Below are 21,854 nucleotides of genomic sequence, written 5' to 3' on the forward strand. Positions count from 1 at the left end.
GTTATGAGAAGTACATTTAAGGTATTGTTCTACGTGAAGAAAGGCAGTGAGAAACCCAACGGCAACCTGCCTTTGATGTGTCGCATTACGGTGGACGGAGAGATTAAGCAGTTCAGTTGCAAGATGGATGTTCCCTTGCGCCTGTGGGACGTGAAGAACAACCGTGCTTCGGGTAAGAGTGCCGAAGCGCAAAGAATCAACCGTGCCGTTGACAAAATCAGAGTGGAGATAAACCGCCGTTATCAAGAGTTGATGCAGACGGACGGTTATGTCACTGCTGCCAAGTTGAAAGATGCCTATCTCGGCATCGGTATCAAACAGGAAACCTTGCTAAAACTGTTTGAACAACACAACAGCGAATTTGCCAAGAAAGTGGGACACAGCAGGGCAAAAGGAACATTCCGACGTTATGTTACCGTCTGCAAGCACATCCGTGAGTTCCTACCCCATACCTACAAGCGTGAAGATATTCCGTTAAAAGAGTTGAACCTCTCGTTCATCAACGACTTCGAGTATTTCCTGCGTACTGAGAAAAAATGCCGCACCAATACCATTTGGGGCTACATGATTGTGCTGAAACACATTATTTCCATAGCGAGGAATGACGGTCGTCTGCCGTTCAATCCCTTTGCAGGGTACATCAACTCTCCCGAAAGCGTGGACAGAGGGTATATTACGAGAGAGGAGATACACACAATGATGAACACCGATATGCCCGACAAGACACACGAGCTTGTCAGGGATTTATTTCTGTTCTCCACCTTTACAGGTTTGGCATATTCCGATGTCAAGAACCTTACGGAAGACAACCTGCAAACATTCTTTGACGGAAATCTGTGGATTATCACCCGAAGAAAGAAAACTAACACGGAATCCAATATCCGATTGTTGGATGTTCCCCGAAAGATAATAGAGAAGTACAGGGGTATGACAAGAGATAATAAAGTATTCCCCATGCCGAGTAACACGACTTGCAACAAGAAGCTGAAAGCCATTGCCAAGTTGTGCGGTATAAAAGTCCACTTGACCTATCATGTAGCAAGACATTCGGCAGCGACCACTGTGCTGTTATCCAACGGAGTACCCATTGAAACCGTCAGCCGACTTTTGGGACATACCAACATAAAAACGACCCAAATTTACGCAAAAATCACAGCCCAAAAGATTAGTCAGGATATGGAAACATTGTCGCACAAACTGGAGGATATGGAAAAGAACATTTGCAATGCCATTCAGTAACCCTTAAATCAAACGATAATGAAAGAGGAAAGAAACATCATAACAATGAACGAGTTCGGCAATGTAGTTATGCCGAAAGATATACAGGCAACCGCCATGAGTGAGTGGGAGCTTTGCGAGTTGTTCAATGTAACCGCCCCGACTATCAGGGCAGGGATAAAGACACTCTGCAAGAACGGCATTCTGAATGAGTGTGAGATAAGGCATACCATCCGACTGTCCGACAAGTGCAGCATGGAGGTTTACAGCCTTGAAACGATAATCGCCCTTGCGTTCCGTATCGGCACATACAGTGCGAAGCAGGTGCGCAATGCCGTTCTTGAAAGACTGTACTTGCGAAAAGAGAAAACAAGCATCTTCTTTTCGCTGAACACCAACGGCATAGCCAAAGCCGAATACTTCTCGTAGCTGAATTGGTTGCACGACTGACGGAATCCATTCATTCAGTCACGAATAGAGTAATCAAGCCAGCGTGTCAGCATATAATCTGACCGACATATCAACAGGAACTCCAATTTTTTCTCCCGAAAAGCGTAATCCCCACATTCGTTTTTTGGGAGTTTTTTCGTCTGTCCTGCCCGACTTCCGTTCCAAACCATTGAAAGTTTTTTCTTCGGGGGCTATTTGTCACCGTTCTGCCGCGTTTTGCGTAACAACTTATCCGATAAATGCTTATACTTTTGTAGCTGGTATTTTTCAAACTTAAAACCATTTGATTATGTCAGCTAACAAACAACAAGACAGCCACAGACCGCCATCGGATGGTGGCATGGCAAAGGAGGAATTCATCCGAGTGGGGACTACGCTTTACAAGATTGTGGAGCAGCCCAAACTGAACGGAGGGTATGTAAGGAAACGCATAGCATGGAACAACGAAACCCTGCGCCAAGACTACGGCAAGGACTACATCGGCAGCGTTCCCAAGTATGACGGCTTCTGCACCGTACCCGAACACATCGGCTACCATCCCGTGGTCGGCAAGTTCCTTAACCTCTATGAACCGATAGACCACCAACCTAAAGAGGGCGATTTCTCGCATATCCAATCTTTGGTAGGTCACATCTTCGGGGAGCAATACGAGTTGGGCATGGACTACCTACAACTGCTCTACTTGTACCCCATTCAAAAGCTGCCTATCCTGCTGTTGGTATCAGAGGAACGCAACACAGGCAAAAGCACATTTCTGAATTTTCTAAAACTCCTATTTCAGAACAATGTAACCTTTAACACCAACGAGGATTTCCGTAGCCAATTCAATTCCGACTGGGCCGGCAAACTGCTTATCGTGGTGGACGAGGTGCTGCTCAACCGTAGGGAGGACAGCGAGCGGTTGAAGAACCTAAGCACCACACTTTCCTACAAGGTGGAAGCCAAAGGCAAAGACCGTGACGAGATAGCGTTTTTCGCCAAGTTCGTGCTATGCTCCAACAACGAGTACTTGCCTGTAATCATTGATGCAGGGGAAACACGCTATTGGGTACGCAAGATAGACCGCTTGCAGTCTGATGATACCGACTTCCTGCAAAAGCTGAAAGCGGAGATACCCGCCTTTCTTCATTTCCTGCAACACAGAACACTATCCACCGAAAAGGAAAGCCGTATGTGGTTTGCTCCATCGCTGTTGCATACCGAAGCCTTGCAGAAGATAATCCGCAGCAACCGTAACCGACTGGAGATAGAGATGCACGAGCTGATACTTGACATCATGGATAGTGTCGGCACGGACACATTCTCGTTCTGCTACAACGACATTCTTCTGTTGCTGGTACACTCGCAGGTAAAAGTGGAGAAGCACCAAGTCCGAAAGGTGTTGCAGGAGTGTTGGAAACTTACGCCTGCACCCAACGGACTGACCTATACCACCTACCAATTCAACTACAATCGGGAGTGTCGGTATGAGCCTGTAAAACGGGTCGGTCGTTTCTATTCTGTCACGAGGGAACAACTTGAATCCCTGTAATATCATTCTTTTTTTGTTGAATTGATGAATAAGGATATAACTATGCTGACAATAAACAATATACACTCTCAACAAAATCTCAACAATCGAAAAGAGAAGTTGAGAGAGGAACAGCACCCGATTGTTGATTTCTCTTTTGGCGAGTGGTTTGTTGAGAAGATGTTGAGCAAATATCTTTCTGTAAATAAATGTGTTATATAAGCCATTCAACAAATCAACGTTTTTACAATCATCATCAAATCTATAGAATATCATGAACATACAAGAAGTTAAACAAATCAGAATCGCAGACTATCTGCAAAGTTTGGGTTACACGCCCGTCAAGCAACAGGGCAGCAGCTTTTGGTACAAATCACCGCTGAGAGAGGAAACGGACGCATCTTTCAAGGTAAACACAGAACTCAACAAATGGTACGATTTTGGACTTGGCAAGGGCGGTAACATCATCGCATTGGCAGCGGAACTCTACCATACGGAAGATGTAACCTGCCTGTTGAAGCGCATAGAGGAACGGACACCATACATCCGCCCTGCATCGTTTTCTTTTGGCAAGCAGCAATCCGACAACCGCACTTATCGGGTATTAAGAGTTGGCGAGCTGTCATCACCTGCGCTCATTGCCTATCTGCAAGAAAGGGGGATAGACATTGAACTCGCCAAAAGGGAGTGTAAGGAACTGCGGTTTGAGAATGCCGACAAACCCTATTTCGCCATCGGCTTCCCGAATATGGCAAGAGGGTATGAAGTGCGTTATCCAAACAAGAATAAAATCCAAACCTCTTCCGTAAAACCTATATTGTGTAGTCAGTTCTATATATAGGTTTGGATTTTATTTTCTCATTTTATGACACGGAGACCGCAGAGTTCAGCAAAAGATTGAGGAGCCTTCTTCCATTTTTTAGGTATTTCTCTGTCTTTTTCGTTCTCAATTGTGGCAAGAGCCTTTTCTTCCTGCTCGGTTGTAATATCAAGATAAACCATAGTAGTTTTGACATCAGCATGTCCAAGGAGAAAAGATATCTGTACGATATTCATGCCATCTTCAAGCCAATGAGAGGCTTTCGCATGTCTTATTTGATGGGCGTGCAGGTTCAATGGGACTTCCGGGCATTCTCCATTAGCTACTGCCGCATATTTATGAAGTCGTTTTGCAATAGCAGGTTGAGTCATCTTGGTGCTAGTCCCTTTTATCCGTGAATAAAATACATAGGAATCCGGATCTAGTTGCGTTGGATGGAACTCCACTATATATTTTTCAAGATGCGCCACAACTTTTGGAAGCAGATAGAGGGTTCTGACCTTATTCCCCTTTCCTATTATCGTAGCGTATGGCTTGGAGGCATGAAGATGAAGATGTTGTATCTTCATAGACAGCACCTCGTCTATTCGTGCGGCAGTGCCATACATCAATATGAGAAACACGAGATCACGGCGTCCAGTTGAAGTATTCGTATCAGGTGCATTCAACAATGCTTTCACCGCATTCTTACTCAATCCCTCGACTTTCTTACGGACTGACCTCTGTCTTGGTATTTGAGCAGACTCGCAGGCCAGATATGTCAGGCTGACATCTTTCTCGGATAGGTATTTGATAAATGCCCTGATGGATGCAAGGCGGTTGTTGCACGTTTCGGAAGAGTTTTTTCTGTCATTCTTCAGCCAAAGTATCCATTCTTCTATGACCTGACGTTCAAGAAGCTTGAAAGAGAAAGTCCTGGCATCAAGACCTTTTACCTGAGTTATAAAATGTAGGAACAGAGACAGTGCGTCATGATGGTTCTTCACTGTATGGGCGCTGCTTGATTGGACGGTTGGCACATAGACAGTCAACCAGTCATTGATATGGCGCGAGAATGCAACGGCCTCTTTATTCGGTTTCTTCATGGTTGACATCGGTTAAATCAGGGACAATGTTATCGAAGGATTCTTGTGTCCTCTCTTCTATAATATCGGAGAGTCCGGGCACGAGGGAGTAGTAATAGGCAGTGCTCTCTATCACACTGTGCCCCATGCTCTTGGACAGATATAACAACTTTGAGTTAAAATCCATGCCGCGGTTAATCCAGTTGTTTATATTGGTTGTGGCATAATGATGTCTCAGCGCGTAGGGAACAGCATGACATGGACTTACATTTTTCCAGATTTTCCGAAAATTGTCAGATACCCATGAATTATCATGAAAAGAGTTATTTCTTGCGGGAAAGAAATAAGTCCGTTCAGGGAATATGTCAGCTATCGCCTTGTCGTATTCCCGCATAAGCTGAAGCATACTATCGTGTAGGACGACAAAGTGCTGGTCATATCCCTTAGATAGCCTGATATTGAGTACTCCAGTTTCAAGGTCGACATCCTCACATCTGAGCAGACGAGCCTCCGTAGTTCGCACTCCAGAACTGTATAGTAGTCTGAAGAATACCGGTATAGATATATTGCGGATTCTGTTTTGTTTGGTCAAAGGGCCGGACAGAGTGTCGCATCCATTGAAAAATCTTCGTAGTTCATCTTCTGAAAAAGCATGAGGGACGTATGTCGAACGCATCTTTTTGGGAAGCTTCGGTGGATTTACGTTGGTCAACCCTCTTGATTTGAGATATTTTACGAAAGCTATTATCGGATAGGCCCTTGTCTGGCACGATTTTCCACTTTCAGTATCCCGTTTGGCGCACCATCCATCAACCATTTGTTGAGTCAGAATGCTTTCGCCCGGATATCGGTGGTGGCAATATCGATCGAACAGACGCATGCAGACTTCATAAGAGGTGACATTCCAGTGTTCAGAAGCGACTCTGAAAGCGATAAACCGCTTTATCAACGGAGCTATCCCCGAAACAAATTCAGTCATGGAATACCTCCTTTCTTACTGGGAACTGCTCTATGCTGAGAGCGCATTCTTTCAGATGGAGAAAATCCGCGCTCAGATATGGGTTCAACGAGGAAGGTGATGAATGGCCCAATACGGACGATACCACGGGCAGAGGAACACCCTCGTTCAGGAGAGATGTGGCGACATGATGCCGGAATATGTGGAAACCTTTGCGACTTCCCTTGTTCTGCCTTATGCCTGCGACTTTCATGATTCTTGCGGCAATATTATAGGTGTTGTCTAAGCGCAAGTGCAGAGGATACTGACTAACAAAGATTTCCTCGGTGCTGCAGGTTGGACGTTCATGGCAGATATAATCGTATATTGCATTGCCGACAATGGGACGTAAAGGTAGTTTCAGTGGGACACCGGTTTTCTCTTGATTGACAAGTATCACATCATTCTCCCAGTCTATATCAGTTAGTCTCAGGCCTAGAATGTCGCAGCCTCTCAACCCTGTGAATAAGGCAATAAGACCGATAGCCTTATCCCGCAAGCACAGATCAGAGTCCCGAGCTGTCAGAACTTTCTTTACACTGGCAATTTCTTCTGCTTTGAGATACTCGATGTTACGACGCTTGCTTCTTGTCATGGGAAGCAATGAGATGAAGTGTTCGCAAACGCCATCCTCAAAGAATGGAGCACAGCACCTGACCACCACTCTGATAACTTTCCTGTAACCACAGCAGTGTCCTGAAAAAGCTGTCTGAATGTGATTCTCACAAGCCTCGCTAAATGTGAAAACACCTTGTGTCTGCAACTCACAGAAGAAGTTCGTGGCGAGGCTTGCCTCACGCTTGATTGTCGTGGCCTTCTTTCCTGACTTTGGCTCTTCACGGCGATAGATGTCTATTGCGCGTTGAAACTCTTTCGAGAGTGTGTCATACTTCTTTTCCCCGCCGCGAGGTGTATTGCCATGGCCCGGTAGAATACCGGTTCTATCGAAATGTTCGATGGTAGCGAAGAGCCTACGCCAATGGTGAAGTGGACGGTGATTTGGATCCGCATCTACTTTGGATCGATAGATGTCTTCATAAGAGATGCCGGGATGAACACTCCGAAGACGTAACGCATAATTAATCGCCAGCCGGAAAAGGTCAATGGTGTACTTTGAGTACCCATTGTCATGAAAGTGTCCAAGCAGAATTGATGCTTTGGATTTTAAATCCTGTTCTTTCATATGAATGAATATTGATTACTGAAATTAATATAATAAAAATCAAAACAACATGATAGAATATTCACTGGATTCCAGTTGATTATATATGATAGTTTGGATTTTATACTTGTTTGGATAACGAATCTTATCCAAACGTTTGGATAAGTTGCGTAATAGATACTTCAAGGGATGTGTCGCCCCGAAGGACATCACCCATATCCGACAGCAAAAAGAGCCACGAACCGTCTGTTATCTTTTCGAGGGCTTCATGGATTATCTCTCGTTCCTGACCATCCGAGTAAAGAACAATCCGCAACACCCACGATTGAATGCACAGGATTACGTCATTCTCAACTCCGTTTCCAACCTCTCGAAAGCGGAAAGCATATTGGCAACCTATACCCGAATCGGCTGTTTCCTTGACAATGACACAGCAGGACGGAACGCATACGCCAACCTGCAACGGATGTTGGGTGACCGCTTGCAGGATATGTCGGTTCACTATGCAGGGTATAATGACTTGAACGAGTACCTGTGCAAAAAACTCTTGTCCCAATCGACAGAGCCGATAAAGGAGGAGAAGCAAGTACAATCCGCAAGGCGGATGATGCAGCCACCGAAAAAGAAAGGGCTGAAAATATAGAGGGGAACAGGTTCGCTTTCCCAAGGGTATTTAGACAGAAATACCATAGCTCAATAGGGCGTTTTCTTCACGCATTACACGGTAATGCTAAAAACTCCCTATCGAGCCAAAGGGAAATCCCTTTGGAAACCCTGAGAGCCAATGCCACAGGCAGAGAATACACTCATAACAATAACCGTAAAAATCAAACTACATGGGATATTTTTCATTGGACATAAAGAAAGCAAAAGGTTCATCGGACACCGTACAATCCGACCATATAGAGAGAAGAATCATACCTAAAAACGCAGACCCGACAAGAACGCATCTGAACAGGGTACTTATAGAATACCCCGATGGCGTTCATGGCAGGGATGAAGCGATTGCCCACAGGCTGAACACGGCAGGCATCAAGCGGAAGATTACACATGACCAAGTCCGTGTAGTCCGAGTGGTTCTGTCGGGAACACATGAGGACATGATGGACATACAGGAAAACGGAAGACTTGACGAATGGTGCAGCGACAGCATCCAATGGCTGCAAGCCACATTCGGCAGGGAGAACGTGGTTGCCGCCCATCTTCACATGGACGAGAAGACACCGCATATCCATGCAGCCATTGTTCCCATCGTGACAGGTGAAAGGCGCAAAGCCAAGAAAGAGCAGGAAGACGGCAAACGGAAGTATCACAAGAAAGCAAATACCGTCCGTTTGTGTGCCGATGACCTGTTCAACCGTCAGACCTTGATTGCGTACCACGACAATTATGCAAGGGTTATGGCTAAATACGGATTACAGCGAGGTGTGCGAGGTTCCGAAGCACGGCACACCACCACGACACAGTATTATCGGGACATACAGAAAAAGAACGCTGCCCTTGATGCAGAAAACAAGCGGTTACAGGAGCAGAAAACCGAAACCGAACAGGAACTCAGACAAGCCAAGAAAGAGGTACAGACCGAGAAACTGAAAGGTGCAGCCACCACCGCAGCGACCAACATAGCTGAAAGTGTCGGTTCTCTTTTCGGGAGCAACAAGGTCAAGACTTTGGAAAGGGAGAACACCGCCCTGTATCGGGAAGTTGCCACCCATGAGGAAACCATTGAGATACTGCAAAACCGCATACACACGATGCAAACCGAGCACAACCGCCAGTTGTTGGAAATACAGCAGAATCACCGTAAGGAGATGGCGGAAAAAAGTGTCAGACACAAAGATGAAGTATCAGGTTTGAAACGCATTATCGAAAAGCTGTGTGCATGGTTTCCTATGGCAAAGGAAATTATGAGAATAGAGAGCCTGTGCCGCCTTGTCGGGTTCAATGAAAGGCAGACCACGACATTGACTTATGGTAAGCCTTTGATATACGAGGGCAAACTTTATTCGGAGGAACATAATCGGAGTTTTACGACAGAAAGAGCAGGCTTTCAAGTGGTGAAAGACCCTGCGGACAAGTCTAAACTGACACTCGTAATCAACCGCCAGCCCATAGGCGAATGGTTCAGGGAACAGTTCGACAGGCTACGGCAGAGCATACGACAGCCAATTCAACCACAAAGGAAAAGTAGAGGAATTACATAAGTAGTTAAAACAGATTGCAATAAGCCTCCGATAATCGTATTTCCCTATCAGAGGCTTATTGCTGTTTAGATTTAGTTACGTTTCATAAATCATGATTTTTGTTTTTGATTGTCGACCTTTCTAAGTTGTGGAAGACATAAGGCTATTATAGCGAGAAGCAGAATAGCCATACCTGAGAACAAAAACCAACGGTTTACCCCGATTTGGTCTGCAAATGCACCCGACACTACCAACCCAAGCGGCATGGCAAACGACATGATGCTGCCAAGAAGTCCGAAAACACGCCCTAAATACTCGGGTTGTATCTGTTCTTGAAATAGCGCGGTCTGTACTCCATTATAGAATGGGGCAGAAAAGCCCATCAACGTACAACATATCGCAAATATCATAAAACCATTGGTTGGTAGCAAGCCGGAAACAGTCAATGACACTCCCATAAGAAAGATAGAGCCGATGATATTTGCCATGCGCTTTTTGAAACCTCCCCATGCGCCCAATAGAAGTCCGCCCAACAACATACCAACTGCAAAAACAATTTCCACCACGGAAGCATGCAAGGTACTTCCCTCGAAATAATTCATACTCATCAGCGGAAATAGCGCATTGATTGGCATATAAATGAACATATTGATTGCTCCTATCCAAAGCAATGTGAAAAGAGCTTTATTTTGTCGTATTGCGTTATAGCCAATGCGCAGTTCGGTGAAAAAGTTTTCTTGCTGCAGCGCTTCAATCGGTTGTTTTGGGATGTGAACCATTGCAACAGTGATACAGGCAATTATTGCTCCGAATACGTCAAGGGCAACCGCAGAATTCAACCCCCATTTTGCATAGAGAAAAGCGGCAATTGCCGGACTTAGGATGAAACTTGCCGATTGGATGGACTGGGTGTAGCCGGCACATTTGACTAACTGTTCTTCAGGCACTAAAAGAGGTGTTACCGCACTTAACGCAGGGGAATGGAATGCAGTGCCAACGCTTCTAATGAAGAGGATGAGCATTACTATCCATACAGGTAGTTCCGCTGACAGGGAAATTACGGTAAGTACCAGTCCAGCACAAGCTATGATGACATCTGCACCAATCATGACCATTTTCCGGTTCCAGCGGTCAACAAGTACTCCGATTGCAGAACCTAAAACCGCTTGAGGTAGAAACCCAACCAAGGTCGCCATTGACAACACCATCGCAGACCCTGTTGTATTTGTCAGATGCCAGATGATGGCCATTTGAAGAACCCCACTTGTTATCAGGGACACAGCTTGCCCCGCCCATATTGTATAGAAATCTTGTTTCCAATTTCTGATTTTTTCCATTTGAATTTTTCCTTTTATCTTTTGAATGTTTCTTGATTTTATAGCACAAAAAATCTCTCGACAAGCCTGAAATAGCATGCCGGATTACAAAGACAATGACATTCAAATCGAATTAATTAGATTTGAATGTGGAAAAATTACCAAGGTTTATGATATGCAATATTAACGGTGTTTTTACCTGTTAATATTGTACAATTGTTCATAATCATATTGAAAACCACTATATATGTTGCGACTTATCTTAATTGGGATGGTATTATATGCACACCGAATCCGCTGCAAAGTTACAATAAATTATTCGATTTTTGCACTAACTAAAGTAAAGAATTTCAATGCTTCCTGAATTTTGCCTTTCCTTTTTTATCCAAATCTGCAAAAAATAACGGCATAAGCAAATAGGTATATATCGAAAGGCAAAAAATGGCGAATACTGTTTGTATTGGATACTATATCAAAGATTTGTCGTATCTTTGCACCTGAAAGAGTTATTTGATAGTAAAACACCGCAAAACGCTGAAAATCGCACGGTTTCCTAGTCGTTACCATTACTTTTCAGATACTCCGTTAAATGTTTATTCGGCTCAAGCCGAAAGCACGGTGCATATGTTAAATTGGGCAATTAGAAGTGTTAAATTTTTAGGCGTAGAGTTTGACTAATCGGAAGATGAAGAAGTCGCGGTCCCGGACACCACGCATTTGTGAGCGAAATATTTTGACTTTAGAGTTGAATGCCTCGGCAGAGGCATTGGTCGCACGACGACGGAAATAGTTCAGGATTGTTGGGGCGTGGTTCTTGAATGTTTTGATTACCGAGCGGAAGTTGTTGTTACCCAATGCCATTACCTTTTCATACCACTTGTTCATCCTCCCCATGGCTTTTGTCGGTGAGATTTTAGCGTTGAAAATCTTGCGCAGCTCCATCGCAAGGCTGTATGCAGCCTTCAATATTGGATAGTATTTGAACAGTATGTTGACACGATGGCGCTGTATGTCAGTCCATTTGTTCTGCGACATCATCAGAGTGTGTTTGCTGCGAGCCAGTATCTGGCGCATGGTCTCTCCGTTGGAGTACGTTACCGGCGGTTCGGACTTGTTGCGGTTGTTTTCCTCTGCGATGAGCTGTCGGCGAATGTCAATGCGGATTTCGTCAACGGCCTCATTATAGACCTGTTGGACATGAAAACGGTCGTTGACTACATGGGCGTTATAGAACACTTCTGCGGCTATGAGCATCATTGATGGCGAGAGATCGCAGGTCACTTCCTTGACCCTGCGTCTGATTGATTTCTCCATAGCTCCGATGAGTATGGATATAATTTCGTCACTCTTTGTTCCGGGAATGGCTGCCGCAAGTGTTCCCTTGCCTCCGTGGCCGTCCTTGTTGGTCAGGAACGTCCATACCTCCCCGTTGCTCAGACACGTCTCATCAAGACTCATGTAAGGGCCGATATTATCGGCGTTGAAATAGAACCCACAGCCAAGCTCCTGTTCGCACCAGTCGGCGTAACCGCTTATCTTATTGCGGTACAAGTCGGCAAAATGTTTGCCGTTGACGCAGTACATCTGCGCTATCTGTTTAATCGACAGGGCTGTCGTCTCCACCTTCGTCTTTTAAAAAAGCCACGAACTCGGCGCTGAGTCGTGTTCCTTCCTCGTTGGGAAGTTCGAGATTGTAGCTGAAGATTTCGTTGGTCTGCCTGTCCCACCACTTGTTCTTGCGCATGTGAAGAAATACAGGCCGTCCACGCATCGGATAGTCCTGTATTGTTACATAATCCGTATAGCCTCGCGCTACGATATTTGGATTACGATAGTCTTCATCAGACAGTTTCTTCTTTTCGTCAAGCCATATGTCATAGGACTGTTCCGTGCGCTCGAAGCGCACCATTTCAAATAGTTCGTCCATGCCCTCGGGCAGGCACATCCATATTGCATCTGCGGTTTTCATGCCACAAATTTAACACTTTTCTCAAAATTCATGCACCGTGCTTTCGGCTTGACCCGTTTATTCATCAAACGGTTAGACGAAACCGTTCAGAATTTAAAATAGTTGAATTAATTTGTCAATGGCTATAACACCGGAGATGTCTGATTTGTTTATTGATGCTGATGGAAAAATTCCTTGATCTTTTAGTCCTCTGAATAGATCGAATTTCCATGCCTTGTTGATAGACCGGTATACCGGTAGCTTGTTTTTTTGCAAATGGGGGAGGGAGAAGTTGTTGATCTATAACGAAACAAACTTCTTGGTAAGGTGCATACCTGTCGGTAAGTTGTTGGTTTATTTTGGGTTCCATGTAATTTCGCAGTGTGAAAATAATAGGAACAAGATTGAAAATTAGTTAGACAATGAAAAAAGTAATAGTAATCAATGGCAGCCCCAGGCGTAATGGAAACACTCTTCGTATGGCTGATTCAGTGGTTGCCGGTATTCAAACTGTGCTTTCGGAAGTAGAGGTGAAGTGGTATGATCTTTATGAATTCAGGTATAGTGGATGTCGCAGTTGTTTTGCCTGTAAAGCGAAGGATGGTGGTAGCTATGGACGATGTGTGATTGGCGATGATTTGTCAGCAGTGCTTGACCAGATCGCCGATGCAGATTGCCTGATAGTTGCATCGCCAGTATATCTTATGGATGTAAGCGGTCAGACACGGAGCTTTGCCGAGCGGTTGTGTTTCTCGTTGGGCTCATATGAAAAGGGCTACCGGTCGCTTGCGAAGAAAAATATGCCTGTCGTAACGGTCTACACCATGAATGCACTACCAGAAATGGCCTCCTACAGGGCATTTGATAATATAGAATACTTCCTTGGACATATATTTTCACTACCACGGCGCCTGTGTGCACTCAATACTTATCAATTTCAGGATTATACCAAATATGTAGTCGAGACATTCTCCGAGCTGGAAAAGGCATACTGGCGTGACGTGCATTTTAAGGATGATTTGCAAGCAGCTTTTGATGCGGGCAAAGATATCGCCGGACAATTGCATGAAGGGTAGGGGACGGCGAAAGTCAGTTTCGGGCTTGTTTTTTTATATTGTTGTCATCGACATACGGCCCGGATGTCAAAAAAACAGAAATAATGACTCCCAAAAAATCGCATATGAAATAAGTTTGCAATTGTGACAGATATAAATGAATGTTTTTGTCTGGAAGAATCAGTTTGTGCGGTTGATGATGCTGGTCTTACTGGCAATCATCTGATGTATAATGTGTTGCTGCTCATATGAACGGTGCGGAATGATCTTGAACACTGAGTTGAGAAGATAAATGCGAAAAGAAAAACGAAAAGAAAAATCATTTTTTTGAAAAAAATATTCAAAAATATTTGCATGATTAAAAAAAACTCTCTACCTTTGCATCGCTTTTAAGGAAAAGCCCACTTGAAAACTCAAGCGGTCACCGACCAAAGCATTGATTCGCTAGCTCAGCTGGTAGAGCACAACACTTTTAATGTTGGGGTCCTGGGTTCGAGCCCCAGGCGGATCACTTGAAATTAAACCCAAACATCTATATATCAGATGTTTGGGTTTTCTTATTTTTGAAGATTGTCCACAAATTGTCCACCAAATGAAGAGCTGCGCTGATGTGGACAAAAATTTTTCGATGTTGAGTGTTAAATTTTCTCAAACATTATGGCCGGGGTGCGTGTTTTGTATTTCGGTGCGAATTTTTCGTGCTGCAACAACTATCCCCCATTTATGAACAACGAGGAAAAAATTGAACACGCAAAAGGGCTTCTCCGCGAATGGAAAGCCACACACCACGAGGAATACTGCAACTTCACCGACTGGATGCATGACCGCGAAGGCCCCGGCTTCATCGCGGTATTCAACCATGCCAAGGCTTTCATGCCGCAATTTGAGACAGCCGTGCTGCTGCATCTTAAAGATGACAGCTCGAATGATGTGGGCCATCTGGAAAAGATGCTTGTCGAGGGAGGCATGGAGAACCATCTGCTGACAGGGCTGAATACTCCCCACATACCCGGCAACATTTTCCTGCCGATGTTGGCATGGATGTTCTACGGGCGCAGCTTCGAGTGTATGGTGGAGTACGGAGAAGACCTTATCAGAAATCCCAAGACTAATTTTCTTATACGCTTGGGAGCGAAACACCATATCAAGTGGATAATCAAGAGCAGCATAGCATTGAAAGGCCGAACAGAAGAGGACTGGGCTAACTTTGTCGAGGAACAGCGCGAGATGGGCAGCGAACCTAACGTTACCGCCAAGACCATCGCCAAGTTGAAGACAGCTTCGGAAGAAATACGGGAATTTGTAAAACCCGCAGGAAAGAAAGGTGCTCCGGGCAGAGCCGCCCGTCGTCGCCCGTTGACCGAGCTTTTGCCCAATGGCGACAATTATCTCTTTGACTGCATCGACAACCATGTGAAGATACGCAATAGCGGCAAGGATTTCGCCATGCTATTTATCGTGCTTAACGAGGGGCAGGCGTTGGCGAGAACCAATATCGTCGAGTTTCATTCCGCTCTCTCCGAAAGATACAAGGATAATCCCGGAATACCAATCCCAACCCCGCGCAGCATACAGGAGGGTCACAAGAGCTATATGGAGCTTACCGAGTACAAGGGCAACAAAATCCGAATGTTCGAGCGGCCGGAGTATATTTCCGAATACAATGACATCCGGGAGAAGCTGAGTGTAGCCGATTATATGTTTGCCGACTGACATAAGCGCTCGACCAAAACCATAATGCAGAAGCCATCTGACAATTTTGTCGGGTGGCTTTTGTCGTTTTTGGCAGTTTGGTTTACCCCTATTTCAGACAAATTTCTTCGTTTTATTTCGTTACGAACCAAAACGAATTTAACCCACTATCTATCAGTGTTATACATTTGCAAGGGCACGAGATTTGTGCTTTCTTTGCACCGCTGTAACGCTGAAAACGCATAGTGGTAACGAGGCTCAACGGGGAAAATAGACCGGTCGCCCCCAACGCCTCAATACGATTGCCGATGCGTCAGGCTGAACAGCCTTTGACTGCATTTAACTGTTGTCGGTGCGGTCAATGTCTTAACCCAGATGACGCGAATAAAATCAACATGACAGGTTTATCCGAACTTTTGCAGGAAGGAGTGGCCGGGCTTACACTGGCCATCCCCCTGTGCGACCTCAAGGAATTTGCCGACTATATAGTAGCAAAGACCAAGGAGGAACTGCTGCCTACGTTGAAGGCGGCGGACACAGATCCGCTTATTCCCCGTTTGGAGGTGATGCGGATGCTTGGTGTATGCGCCAACACCCTTAGAAACTGGCGTAGGAGCAAATATCTTGAAGCCGTGCTTGTGGGCGCGAAAGTGTATTACCGCACGTCGGCTGTTAACAAAGTCCTTAATGAGTATGGAAAAGAACGTATCTGACAGAAAAGGTATCGACCCGATGCTCGTGCTCGGCAAGGCCGTTGACATGAGCGTGAAGATTAAAGGCGGCGATTTCCCTTTGGGTGCCATGCCTATGAAGATTCAGCGTATCGTGCGGGAGGCGAATGAGTGTTACGGTTACCCGGTGGATTATCTGGCAGGAGCTATGCTTGTGGCTGTCGGGCTGGGTATCGGCAATACCCATTTCGCCCGGCTCAAAGGGAAATGGGATGAGAGCGCGATTCTTTTCATGGCTCTTGTCGGCAGACCCGGTGCCTGTAAGTCGCATCCGCTGAATTTCGCCATACGTCCGTTCACTGAGCTGGACGGTAAGGCAACACGCGCATACGTCAAGGAGTGCGAGGAATACGAGCGTCAGCGTGAACTGCCGATGAAGGAGCGTACAGCCCCACACCCTGTGGCCCCGGTATGCAAACGTTTTCTTATTTCTGATGCCACCCCGGAAGCCATGCTGCTTATTCACTCGCAGAATCTGCGTGGCATACTTATGTGGAATGACGAGCTTGCAGGATGGTTCAAGAACTTCAACCGCTACAACAAAGGTTCTGACGAGGAATACTGGCTCAAACTGTTCAATGCCAATCCGTCGTTCTCCGACCGCAAGGGCGTGAAAAACTCGGTTTATATCAGCCGTCCTTTTATCTCGGTTGTGGGAACTATACAGAACGGTATACTCAATGAGCTGGCTCAGGGAAGTCGCACCTCAAATGGTTTCATCGACCGTCTGCTGTTCGTTATGCCCGGCAATCAGGACAAGCAGCCGTGGAGCGACAGAGAACCATCGTTCGACATAGAAGCGGCATGGGCTGACATCATCGGCAGACTTGTGGCAATGCCCTACGAAACCGATGATGACGGCAATATCGTCGCTGGGATTCTGCCTTTCACTCCTGAGGCAAAATCGCGACTTTACGAATGGCAACGTCAGAACACTGAGGAATGTAACCGGGAGGAATGTGACGCACTGAAAGGTGTCTATAACAAGTTCGATTTCCATGCCATACGCTTTTGTCTAATAATGCAAATGGCGCGCTGGGCATGTGGTGAAGCTGACAAATCGGAAATAGAGCTTGTATCGGTTGAAAATGCCATATCACTTGTGGATTATTTCAAGACAACCGCCACAAGAGTGCAGGGCATTATCCGCGAGCTGTCGCTGTCGGAACTGCAAAGAGCCGTGATGTCGGCTCTACCCGATGAGTTCACAACTGAACAGGGTGTTGAAATCGCAGCCGACAATTCTATGCCGGAGCGTACTTTCAAGGATTTTATCAGGCGTTTCACCGGGATTCACTTTCAGAAAATACGTCATGGAATTTATGGCAAGATATGACTGTAAACCTGCATTTTCTGCACTTTTTGCATTTTCCTCCAACCAAAATGCAGATAATGCAGATAGTGCGAACCGATTTTTTGAGAATCTATGAATAATATACACCGATTCATTCTCCAGCCATACAAAGGAGTGGCTACACGACATCCCTGCCCCGCCTGCCACAAGAAACGTTGTTTCAGCCGGTATATTGACACCGAGAAACAAATCTCGTTTCCCGACGATGTCGGCAGATGCGACCATGAACAGAGCTGCGGCTATCATCTTACGCCGAAGGAATATTTCGAGCGTAATCCACAGGCGAAGCCTGTGCACTGTGATTTCGCAACTCCGTCAGCATGGCGAGCCAAACCGACCGAGCAGCTAAAGCCTACCTCCTTCATCGCGGCAGAGACTGTTTCACAGACTCTGCACGGATATGAGAAGAACAATCTCTATCTGTTCCTCCGCTCCAAGTTTGGGCCCGAGGACGCGCTCCGTCTGATGAAGGATTACCGCGTAGGCACATCGAAGCACTGGCCGGGATCATGCGTCTTCTGGCAGACCGATATTAAAGGTTGTGTCCGCACGGGTAAGGTCATGCTCTACAATGCCGAAAACGGCAAGCGTGTCAAAGAGCCATTCAATCATGTGACATGGGTTCATTCGCTGTTGAAGTTGCCGGAGTTCAATCTGCGTCAGTGCTTTTTCGGCGAACACCTCTTGCCGATGAACCGAGGCAAACCGGTTGCCATTGTCGAGAGCGAAAAAACTGCAATCGTGGCATCTTATTATCTGCCGGAATATGTGTGGCTGGCAACAGGTGGTAAAAACGGTTGCTTTAATGCCGATGCACTTCGTGTTCTCCGTGGCTGTCAGGTTATCCTGTATCCCGATATTGGCGCGACCGACCAGTGGCGGCAGAAGCTGAGTTTGTTACGCAGTCTCGGTATCGAGGCAAGCATCTTCAACCTCCTTGAAGAAGTTGCCACTGATGACGAGCGAACAGCCGGACTCGACATAGCAGATTATCTGCTGCAAATCGAGCCTGACCAAGCGATACTGCAATCAATGATACGCTGTAATCCGATTTTGCAGAAACTCATGGATGATCTGCAACTCACTCTTGTGTCAGTTGAACGGTATAACCCGGATACTGATACTATTCACAAACCCTCAAAAACTGATAAATCATGACAGCAAAGAAATCTCCGTCAACAACCGCATCCAAGTCAACTCAGTTGACCGATGCGCCCGAATCCAAAGTATCAACCCATAATCCCGATTTTATTATGAAGTCAGATAACTCAACCAACCCTGTCAATCCTGTTAACAGCGACAACGCTGTCAACAGCACTTCTCCTGCAAACACAGACAATCTGTTCGACAACGAGCAGACGGCAACCGACACTACCGAGCCACCGAAGCAACAGCGCGTGGGCAAGCAACAGCGCAAATCGGATTACGCCGATTTCAAGGCTACCTATCTCACGCCGGCAAAGCTGGAGAAGCGTCACCCTGTCAACATTGAGGACAGCGTGTGGGAGAAGTTCGAACGCATCGCCCGTATCCTCGGCGACCGTGACACCACCGTCGGCAGCTACATCAACGCCGTCCTCTTGGAGCATCTCAATCTCTATGCCAACGACATCGAAATATGGCGTAAACTCTGAGATGATAATGTCGGGATACCACTGCACCCGGTACACCGTGGGGCAGCTTCCCGATGAACGTAGTGAATTGGGAAGGCAAGGATATGTTTCGGGATTTCTTTTTCTCCGAAAACGACTCCCCAAAACTGCGCAGCATAAGCCGCTCTTTGCCTCCCCGATTCACATAAACCACAACAATGTCTACTATGAGTAAACCTACTGTCAGGAAGGGCGGTCGTCCCTCTAAACCGACCGATGAGAAGCGCACCCATGTGGTGACAATCAAACTGAACGATGCCGAATACTCCGACCTTCTGGAGCGGTCAAAAGCCGCCGGAGTAAAGATGGCGGAGTATGTCAGGCATGGCGCGTTCCGTCTCACTATCGTCAGTCGCCTGAGCGAGATTGAAAAGGAGATTGCCAAAGGAATACTAAATCTCAGCTCCGATTTCAATCAGGCAATGACCTGTTTTCATCAGCTCAAACTTCGCAGCGCGGCCAATAAATTAGCCGCCGTCGTCGATAAGATGTTTGACATTCTCAAAAAATTAAGACCCAATAAAGAGACTGACTATGTTTGCAAGAATACTTAAAAGCGGCACGTTTCACGATGTCGTGGGGTATGTGACGCGCCAGTTCCACGACCCGAAAGAGTACACACCAGACACATGGCGCATCATCGGAAGCGATAATATCTTCATCTCCGACTATGCGAAAATGGTTCAGTCGTTTGAAGCGATACATGGATTTATGCCCGGCAAGGAGAATCCGGCAGGACATATTTCCATCAGTTTTGACACCGCCGATGCGTCAAGACTGACCGATGAATTCATGGCTCAGCTCGCAAAAGAGTATATAGACGGTATGGGAATCAAGAACACCCAGTATCTTGTCGTGCGCCATCTGGAAACCGAACATCCGCATTTTCATATCGTCTATAACCGTGTGAATATGTCAGGCAATGCAGTCGACGAGCGCAAGAATTTCAGGCGCAGCGACCGTGTTGTAAAGGCTATCAAGGACAAATACGGACTCACATACTCGCCGCTGAAACAGAAATACGAGGACAAAATTCCGGTATTTAAGGAGCGGATCAGTCAGGCGATTTATGGCTGTAAGTCGTGGGATGAATTCTCGCGCCGACTCGCCTGTGCAGGAATTGAGGTAAAATTCCATGATGACCACAACACCGGCAAACACATCGGAGTGAAATTTACAGACGGTGACATAACGGTCAACGGGTCTAAAATCGACCGTGCTTTCACATATCGCCGACTGAACAACCTCTTTGAGTTCAACCGCAGGCATGGGCAACAACAGTCTGATCATGCTCCGGCACACCCCAAAGTAACGGTCGAATATACCCCGACGCAAAAGCCCTCACTTGTAGAAGATGTGATTGAAGCCACCGTCGGGGCAATCGGAAATTTGTTCACTCTCGGCCCCGGCTTCGATCCTGAGGAACAGGCGTTTCAAAACGCCATCAAGAAAGAAGAAGCCAAACGTAAACGCAAATCAAGAAAAATCTGAATATGTCAAAGCTATATGATGACGTCAAGAAACAAGGTGAGCAGATTGACGACCTGCAAAAGACAGTAACCAACCACACCACCCGCATCGAGACCCTCGAAACAAAAGCGAAGGCAACGCCACCGCCACAAGCAGTCAATCAAGGGCCGATAACGGTGAAATTGCCCGACAACATAGCAACCAATGAAAGCATCGGCAAACTGCTTGATGAGAAGCTACTGGAAACTTCAACCGACGGCACACTCAAAAAAGTCATGGAGCAACTGCCGGGTAGCCTGTCGAAAGGAGTTGCGGATGTACTGTCCGACAATCTGGGAGACAAGGTCAAGGACGCTCTTTATGAAGGATTCCGCAGGGAGTTTGCGGATGAGCGAAGAAAGCTCTATGACGTGGTGAACGACATGCGCTACAAAGCTCAGTCGATAATTTGGGGGCAATGGTGGCGTGCTACCCCACATTGGGTCTATGCCATCTTTGCTGTTCTACTTATCGCCGCCGGAGGATTCGGTTATGGATTCTTCTATCAGCTCAACAAAAACTCAAAGCTAAAAGATGTGGAATGGCTCTACCGTTACGAGCGTGGACTTAACCGCGACATGAATGTGGTAATGCACCGTGAACGCCTTATGCTCCACGGCAAGCCCAACGAAGTTGACAGCATGAGGTCGCTAATCCGACATCAGGAGCATAGAACCCAAGCCGACACCACTTTTGTAAACTACTATCCTACCAATCCCTAAATATATCCCATGCCACCGGCTGCTACATGAGCTTTCGGTGGCATTTCTCTTTTAATCGGAGTAATACTGATATGTTTTTCAGCATATCGCATTGTTGGTTTAAATATTATCCGTAATTTTGTTAATTAAGATGGAATAGCAATCTCAACTCCTGTAATGATTCTGACGCGATGTATAAGCATATCTATTGATAATGGTGTGACCTTAAATCAGACCAAGACACGCCGCACTCTCATCGTGCCAAATCAGGCGATTGCAACCTACGTCACCCAGTGGACTTACGACAGCCACAACCGACTCATCGAGATGATCTATCCCGACGAGGAGAAGGTTACTTATTCCTACAACCTCGGAGGTCTCCTTGAAAAGGTTCGCGGCGAGAAGTCATACGGCTATGACTACATCACCAAGTTAGGCTACGACAAGTTCGAGCAGCGCAGCTACCTGAAGTACTGCAACGGCGCGGAGACA

Annotated in this window: 19 protein-coding genes, 1 tRNA gene and 2 pseudogenes; 16 read left to right on the forward strand and 6 right to left on the reverse strand. The window is 46.2% G+C overall.

Annotated elements, in window-relative coordinates:
- Window positions 1–3: 3 nt before the first annotated feature.
- From FDZ78_RS12105 to FDZ78_RS12120, 4 genes and pseudogenes are all read left to right on the forward strand, one after another.
- Entirely contained in the window at window positions 4–1,239 is a 1,236-nt protein-coding gene (locus FDZ78_RS12105; RefSeq protein ID WP_016564205.1) for a site-specific integrase, read from the forward strand.
- 18 nt (window positions 1,240–1,257) lie between these two features.
- The gene (locus FDZ78_RS12110) at window positions 1,258–1,647 is read left to right on the forward strand and encodes a hypothetical protein (RefSeq protein ID WP_016564204.1); all 390 of its coding nucleotides are present in this window, start codon (window positions 1,258–1,260) and stop codon (window positions 1,645–1,647) included.
- A 310-nt stretch (window positions 1,648–1,957) separates the two neighbouring features.
- A complete protein-coding gene (locus FDZ78_RS12115) occupies window positions 1,958–3,199 on the forward strand; it encodes a primase-helicase family protein (RefSeq protein ID WP_016564203.1) in 1,242 nt (413 codons plus the stop codon).
- A 253-nt stretch (window positions 3,200–3,452) separates the two neighbouring features.
- A pseudogene (locus FDZ78_RS12120) lies at window positions 3,453–3,950 on the forward strand (CHC2 zinc finger domain-containing protein); the annotation flags it as partial.
- Between the two features lie 86 nt (window positions 3,951–4,036).
- Here FDZ78_RS12120 and FDZ78_RS12125 read toward each other — a convergent pair.
- From FDZ78_RS12125 to FDZ78_RS12135, 3 genes are read right to left on the reverse strand one after another with little or no spacing between them, the layout of a single operon-like run.
- Window positions 4,037–5,083 carry a tyrosine-type recombinase/integrase gene (locus FDZ78_RS12125; RefSeq protein ID WP_068960001.1) on the reverse strand — a complete coding sequence of 349 codons (1,047 nt, stop codon included), beginning with the start codon at window positions 5,081–5,083 and terminating at the stop codon, window positions 4,037–4,039.
- Entirely contained in the window at window positions 5,067–6,041 is a 975-nt protein-coding gene (locus FDZ78_RS12130; RefSeq protein ID WP_068960000.1) for a tyrosine-type recombinase/integrase, read from the reverse strand. The genes FDZ78_RS12125 and FDZ78_RS12130 overlap by 17 nt, the downstream gene beginning before the upstream one ends.
- On the reverse strand, window positions 6,034–7,242 hold the full coding sequence (locus FDZ78_RS12135) for a tyrosine-type recombinase/integrase (RefSeq protein WP_123400575.1): 1,209 nt from the start codon (window positions 7,240–7,242) through the stop codon (window positions 6,034–6,036). The genes FDZ78_RS12130 and FDZ78_RS12135 overlap by 8 nt, the downstream gene beginning before the upstream one ends.
- Window positions 7,243–7,384: 142 nt before the next feature.
- Between FDZ78_RS12135 and FDZ78_RS12140 the strand changes: the two are divergent.
- Window positions 7,385–7,864, forward strand: a pseudogene (locus FDZ78_RS12140) (toprim domain-containing protein); the annotation flags it as partial.
- A 193-nt stretch (window positions 7,865–8,057) separates the two neighbouring features.
- On the forward strand, window positions 8,058–9,425 hold the full coding sequence (mobV, locus tag FDZ78_RS12145) for a MobV family relaxase (protein ID WP_022508104.1): 1,368 nt from the start codon (window positions 8,058–8,060) through the stop codon (window positions 9,423–9,425).
- 89 nt (window positions 9,426–9,514) lie between these two features.
- Here mobV and FDZ78_RS12150 read toward each other — a convergent pair whose 3' ends face one another.
- From FDZ78_RS12150 to FDZ78_RS12160, 3 genes are all read right to left on the reverse strand, one after another.
- Window positions 9,515–10,741: an MFS transporter gene (locus FDZ78_RS12150; RefSeq protein WP_016564142.1), complete on the reverse strand. Its 1,227-nt coding sequence runs from the start codon at window positions 10,739–10,741 to the stop codon at window positions 9,515–9,517.
- A 636-nt stretch (window positions 10,742–11,377) separates the two neighbouring features.
- Window positions 11,378–12,343, reverse strand: coding sequence for a transposase (locus tag FDZ78_RS12155; protein WP_240740261.1), 966 nt, complete (start codon window positions 12,341–12,343; stop codon window positions 11,378–11,380).
- On the reverse strand, window positions 12,318–12,689 hold the full coding sequence (locus tag FDZ78_RS12160) for a transposase family protein (protein ID WP_107037111.1): 372 nt from the start codon (window positions 12,687–12,689) through the stop codon (window positions 12,318–12,320). Before FDZ78_RS12160 ends, FDZ78_RS12155 begins: the two co-directional genes overlap by 26 nt.
- Before the next feature lie 401 nt (window positions 12,690–13,090).
- Between FDZ78_RS12160 and FDZ78_RS12165 the strand changes: the two genes are divergently transcribed.
- The 10 genes from FDZ78_RS12165 to FDZ78_RS12210 all read left to right on the forward strand — a co-directional run bounded on the left by FDZ78_RS12165 (window position 13,091) and on the right by FDZ78_RS12210 (window position 21,383).
- On the forward strand, window positions 13,091–13,744 hold the full coding sequence (locus FDZ78_RS12165) for a flavodoxin family protein (RefSeq protein WP_124076480.1): 654 nt from the start codon (window positions 13,091–13,093) through the stop codon (window positions 13,742–13,744).
- 417 nt (window positions 13,745–14,161) lie between these two features.
- A tRNA-Lys gene (locus tag FDZ78_RS12170) sits at window positions 14,162–14,234 on the forward strand.
- A 212-nt stretch (window positions 14,235–14,446) separates the two neighbouring features.
- Window positions 14,447–15,436: a DUF6043 family protein gene (locus FDZ78_RS12175; RefSeq protein WP_123543107.1), complete on the forward strand. Its 990-nt coding sequence runs from the start codon at window positions 14,447–14,449 to the stop codon at window positions 15,434–15,436.
- Window positions 15,437–15,810: 374 nt separating this feature from the next.
- Window positions 15,811–16,128: a helix-turn-helix domain-containing protein gene (locus FDZ78_RS12180; RefSeq protein ID WP_160631494.1), complete on the forward strand. Its 318-nt coding sequence runs from the start codon at window positions 15,811–15,813 to the stop codon at window positions 16,126–16,128.
- Window positions 16,109–17,482 carry a DUF3987 domain-containing protein gene (locus tag FDZ78_RS12185; protein ID WP_240740278.1) on the forward strand — a complete coding sequence of 458 codons (1,374 nt, stop codon included), beginning with the start codon at window positions 16,109–16,111 and terminating at the stop codon, window positions 17,480–17,482. The genes FDZ78_RS12180 and FDZ78_RS12185 overlap by 20 nt, the downstream gene beginning before the upstream one ends.
- 90 nt (window positions 17,483–17,572) lie before the next feature.
- Window positions 17,573–18,658 carry a DUF6371 domain-containing protein gene (locus tag FDZ78_RS12190; protein WP_107036991.1) on the forward strand — a complete coding sequence of 362 codons (1,086 nt, stop codon included), beginning with the start codon at window positions 17,573–17,575 and terminating at the stop codon, window positions 18,656–18,658.
- Window positions 18,655–19,134 (forward strand): DUF3408 domain-containing protein, encoded by a 480-nt coding sequence (locus FDZ78_RS12195; RefSeq protein WP_136408638.1) that lies wholly within the window; start codon window positions 18,655–18,657, stop codon window positions 19,132–19,134. The genes FDZ78_RS12190 and FDZ78_RS12195 overlap by 4 nt, the downstream gene beginning before the upstream one ends.
- Window positions 19,135–19,319: 185 nt before the next feature.
- Entirely contained in the window at window positions 19,320–19,706 is a 387-nt protein-coding gene (locus FDZ78_RS12200; protein WP_124076417.1) for a hypothetical protein, read from the forward strand.
- Complete coding sequence (locus FDZ78_RS12205; RefSeq protein ID WP_124076415.1) at window positions 19,687–20,643, forward strand: relaxase/mobilization nuclease domain-containing protein; 957 nt, start codon at window positions 19,687–19,689, stop codon at window positions 20,641–20,643. Before FDZ78_RS12200 ends, FDZ78_RS12205 begins: the two co-directional genes overlap by 20 nt.
- Before the next feature lie 2 nt (window positions 20,644–20,645).
- Window positions 20,646–21,383 carry a hypothetical protein gene (locus tag FDZ78_RS12210; protein WP_124076413.1) on the forward strand — a complete coding sequence of 246 codons (738 nt, stop codon included), beginning with the start codon at window positions 20,646–20,648 and terminating at the stop codon, window positions 21,381–21,383.
- Window positions 21,384–21,854 lie beyond the last annotated feature (471 nt).

It is taken from the genome of Duncaniella sp. B8, assembly GCF_005304985.1.
Lineage (GTDB): Bacteria > Bacteroidota > Bacteroidia > Bacteroidales > Muribaculaceae > Duncaniella > Duncaniella muris.